This window comes from Prosthecobacter sp. (assembly GCF_014879935.1).
Taxonomy (GTDB): domain Bacteria; phylum Verrucomicrobiota; class Verrucomicrobiia; order Verrucomicrobiales; family Verrucomicrobiaceae; genus Prosthecobacter.
The window spans coordinates 1-4,371 of sequence record NZ_JACSRD010000251.1 but is presented as its reverse complement, the minus strand read 5'-3'; the positions used below and the strand labels follow the sequence as shown (position 1 = coordinate 4,371).

Annotated in this window: 3 protein-coding genes; 1 reads left to right on the top strand and 2 read right to left on the bottom strand. The window is 56.8% G+C overall.

Annotated features, from left to right (window positions below):
- Positions 1-34: 34 nt before the first annotated feature.
- Positions 35-2,974, bottom strand: coding sequence for a serine/threonine-protein kinase (locus IAE77_RS28595; RefSeq protein WP_294234556.1), 2,940 nt, complete (start codon positions 2,972-2,974; stop codon positions 35-37).
- A 154-nt stretch (positions 2,975-3,128) separates the two neighbouring features.
- Positions 3,129-3,305, bottom strand: a complete 177-nt coding sequence (locus IAE77_RS28590; RefSeq protein WP_294234553.1) for a hypothetical protein — start codon at positions 3,303-3,305, stop codon at positions 3,129-3,131.
- 139 nt (positions 3,306-3,444) lie between these two features.
- On the opposite strand from IAE77_RS28590, the gene IAE77_RS28585 reads away from it, so the two are divergent.
- Positions 3,445-4,308 carry an ATP-binding protein gene (locus IAE77_RS28585; RefSeq protein WP_294234550.1) on the top strand — a complete coding sequence of 288 codons (864 nt, stop codon included), beginning with the start codon at positions 3,445-3,447 and terminating at the stop codon, positions 4,306-4,308.
- Positions 4,309-4,371: the final 63 nt, after the last annotated feature.

The window sequence follows — 4,371 nt, the reverse complement described above, 5'->3', positions numbered from 1 at the left end:
CTGGATGGCCGGCCGTCTCGACCTGCAAATCCCTTCAGCTTTTACCCACCCAGCATAGCGAAGCGCCTTCATTTTTCACATTGGAGTAGGGGGAATACCAACCGCTGATTTTTCCATCCACCGACAGCACAAAAAGGCAATCTGAGGCACCAACAAGAGCGATTGATGGAGAAAGATCACGAGTCAGCTTCACAGCTTCATTGGGCTTGATCCCAGGACTTCCAGATTTTCGCCTGCTTGTATCACGCAGTCGGACGGTTCCATCAGTGCGCAGGACGGCGAAGACGCCAGAGTTGACGACTGCAACATCCCTAACTTCCCCTCCTCCATAAGAGGAGGCTTCGACAAGTTCGGCCCCAAAGCTGCCGTTCCAGCGAATGGTAAATCCCTTTTTGCCATGAAGAGCCACGAAATTGGCCCCATCCACCATGATCAGGCGGCTCACAGGCAGCTTGAAGTCATACAAACCACCTAGAGACGAGCTCACTTCGCCATTGGAACGAAGCGCTACCCAGCGGTGTTCTTTGCCGATAACCTGAATGAAGTCATTGAATGGATCTGAGTTTGTCAAATTGATCGGACTGTTCTCTGCGACGCCCCAGCCTCTCAGCCTACCCGGTTTGGAAGTCTGGACGGCTGACTTGTTTGAAGATTTAACTGTGAGACTGGCAACTAGCTCAACAGACTGAGATTGCTGGATAACTTCCTTAACTTTGACGGCACCAGAGATGTCACCGGCCTTGGTGAGCTGGGTTTGATAGGCGGTGAGCTTCTTCTGGTAATCCTCTACGGCGGGCTTGGTGCGAGCATCGCGGTCGGCAGTGAGTTTGGCGAGAGATTTGCGGTAGGTGGCGTAGAGCGGCTTGAGCACAGCGGGGGTGCTGTCGTCATCCAGCTCGGGCGCGGAGGGGGCTTCCTTCATGCGTTTGGCCTCGGCCTGGAGGATGAGCACGTCATCGAGCTGGCCACGCTGCTGAGTCTGTACAGCGGCCCGGTCGAGAGCGGCAGTGAATTGGGTATTCAGCGTGGCGAGCGCGGCTTTGAAGGCAGAGCCGCCAAGCTTGTCAAACTCCGCCTGATACTCGGCGGCGAGCTTTTCGAGCTGGAGATCAATGGCGTCCTTTGGTGCGGCTTCGGGAGCGGGGTCGAGGGATTGCCAAACAACATTAGTGAGCTTGGATGTCTTGAGAGCATAGAAGTAGAATCCGCCCTCGCTAAAGGTGTCATCCTCGAAGCTCCCGATTGGGGTTCCATTGGCGAACACTGCTGTCGTTTTTCCCACAGAAGCCAAGGTGATCTCCAACGTGTCACCAGCAAAGTCTCCGTAACGCGGGCTGGTGTGAACTTTAGATTTGTCCACAGAACTAACAGTCCGTAGCTCACCGGCTTCGACATTGCATTGCAATTGATACCCAGCTTGAGGCAAGTTCGGAGACGCTGCTCGAATGCGCACAAGCAGTCCATTAGCTAGCTCACTTTTCGCGACAGTGAAGCGCACGGCTCCGTCACCAAACTTTACATCGGGCGGTGAAAACACGCTCTGACGCTCTGGGATCTCAATGGAACCATTTTTGAGGTAAGCAGCAGGAAATACAGGCTTCCATTTCGAGGGATCAGGTAACTTAGCGAGCTGAGGCATGGGCTTGACCAGCTCACCTGTAGGCTCTGCCATCGAGATTGGATTTACTTGCGGCGGCTGTGGCTCAGGTGATTTGGGGGGCACCGTGGGTGCTAGAGTGGACGGCAGTTGCGTTTTCGCGATGGGCTTTTCTGTAGCCGCAGTCGTCTTTGGGGCTTGCGGTGTTGGCTGGTTTTTGTGCTCGAGCACTGTCGCCGAAGGTGGGGGCTGTGGTGAAGCAGTTGCAGTGCGTTCCTTTGGCGGATTCAATGCCACAGTAGTGGGCTGTGACTGTGATTGAGGCTGTTTGCCAGGCTTCATGCCGAGCCATGCACCGAACCCAAGTAATACGAGCGCTGCTGCTACGCCTAAGATGCGGACACTTTTTGATTTGCTCGCGGGACTCTTGGGCAAGGTGGTATTTGAAGATGGATTCTTTACGACGACCTGCTGCTGAGCTTCCCAAGCGAGCGTTTGCTGGAAGTGAACGATTGCATGAGCAAACTCCCGCGTCGTCTGATAGCGCTGCTCCGGCTGTGGCGACATGGCTTTGACGATGACGGCGTCCAGCCGGGCATCAGTGCCAATCATGGCGCTGGGCGGCTGCCAGGCTCCGCGCGGCAGCCTGCCGGTGAGCATCTGGTAAAGGGTGACTCCGAGGGCGTAGATGTCTGCACGGTGATCGACTGATGCATTCAGCTCAAACTGCTCCGGCGCGGCGTAGTCGGGTGTGCCGAGGCCGAGACCTGCCTGGGTCATGAGGCTGTGCTCATTCGGGACAGCGCGCTTGGCGAGGCCGAAGTCAGCCACTTTCACACGCCACTGGCGGGTCAGGAGGATGTTCGCTGGCTTGATGTCCCGGTGGTAGATGCCAAGCTCGTGTGCGGTGGCCACGGCATCGCAGATTTGCGGCATGAGCCACAGGGCTAGATCGGGTGTCATCTGCTTGGACTTGAGCACCTGATGCAGATCTGAGCCGTCCACCAACTCCATGACAAAGTAGAGAAACCGACCACCGACGGTGCCGAAATCATAAACACTGACAATGCCTGGGTGATTAAGGGCGGCCATACTCTGCGCCTCGCGCCTGAAGCGGTCAGCAAAGTCGTATTCAACACCCACTGTGAGTGGCAGAACTTTGATGGCCACTGGCCTGTCCAAGCTGATCTGAATACCACGATACACAGCGCCCATGCCGCCTTGCCCCAAAAAACCTTCAATCAGATAAGAGTCCTTCGGCAAGAGGCTCTGAAGCTCCTCCGGGCTAGGCATGGCAGAACTGAGATCTGACAGCGTGGGCGTCGGTTTGGAAACCGGCTTGAACTGTGTGGGAGCTGCGAGGTCGGAGGTATTCATGTGGCAGATGCAGTGCAGACGCCTTCTGTGGTGGAGAATAGACAGTTTATAATCCGTGCAACGTGCAACAAAAGCCAAGTTGGTTCTGGAAAAAGCTTCGCCTTGGCGGTTGCGTTCAATTGTCACTCTTCCAGATATAACTGCGGGATGAAGATCACATCGCGGAAGATTCACCTGCCCGTGAGTATTGAACCTTCGACAGTTCCTGCTCCAGTTCGATCTTGTCACCCACGATCGCCACCTTGAACACGGTGCCTGGTTTGAGACGCAATTTCTCCCAGATTTCGATGGGTATCAAAATGCGCCCTGCTTTGTCGAGTATCGTTCTCATCTCCGTGACTTTGTTGTCCCTCGCCCCATTTTCCAACCCATTTCTCATCCCATCGCTGAGGGACGATCATTTGTTCATCACAGTGAACACCAGTGTTCATTACGATTGCGCAATTGCGAGAGGAGCTTAGAATCTCCCCATGCTTCTCCGTGAAACTCTTCTCGCCGTGCTCGACCAGCCTGCGGTGCCTCCGGCGCTTGCTGGCGAGCTGCAGCGGCATCGTCAGCCGACTTGGAACCGCAGCCAGCAGCAGTCGCACGCGCTGGTGCTCACGGGCGTGAGGCGCTGCGGCAAAAGCACCTTGCAGGGCCAGATCAGGCAGACGGTGAAAGGCAAGGCCGTCACGCTCAATCTCGAAGACACGCGGCTTTATGGACTCGGCCCGGAGGACTTCGCGCCCTTGCTTGCCCTGCTTGAGGAGCATCATCCCGATGCCTCTATCTATCTCGACGAGGTGCAGGAGGTGCCTGAGTGGCAGCGACTCGTCCGCGCCCTGCTCGACAAAGGCCGCCGTGTCTGTCTCACCGGCTCGAATGCGAGCCTGCTGGGCCGCGAACTCGGTTCCAAGCTCACCGGCAGGCATCTCTCGCATGAGGTCTATCCCTTCTCGTATCGCGAATTCCTCGAATTCACCGCCCAGCAGCCCGGCGCGGCCAGTTTGCAGAAATACCTGGCACGGGGTGGCTTCGCCGCCGCTCTCTCCGCCGGCGCTGAGCAGGGTGCCGTCCTGCTGCGCGAGCTTTTGAGGGACGTCGTGCAGCGTGACATCGTCTCCCGTCATGCCCTGCGTGCTTCGCGACCTCTCATGACGCTCATGCTGCATCTGCTGGCCCACACCGGGCAGCCGCTGTCCTTGCAGTCGCTCGCCAAAGGACTCGCCCTGCCCTCCGTGGCCCAGACGGGCCGCATGATCGAATATTTACAGGATGCCTGGCTGCTGCTGGCCGTGCCGCGCTACAGCACGAAGTTCAAACAACGCGTCGTCAGCCCGCCGAAGTACTAGGCAGTGTTTTAAAACCTCAAAAGGCGAGAGAAAGAAGTTGTACTCACGGGTTGGATAACGGAT

Bases quoted from the DNA above. Each gene is read 5' to 3' on its own strand.
- IAE77_RS28595 (WP_294234556.1), bottom strand. From the start codon at position 2,974: ATGAATACCTCCGACCTCGCAGCTCCCACACAGTTCAAGCCGGTTTCC.
- IAE77_RS28590 (WP_294234553.1), bottom strand. From the start codon at position 3,305: ATGAGAACGATACTCGACAAAGCAGGGCGCATTTTGATACCCATCGAA.
- IAE77_RS28585 (WP_294234550.1), top strand. From the start codon at position 3,445: ATGCTTCTCCGTGAAACTCTTCTCGCCGTGCTCGACCAGCCTGCGGTG.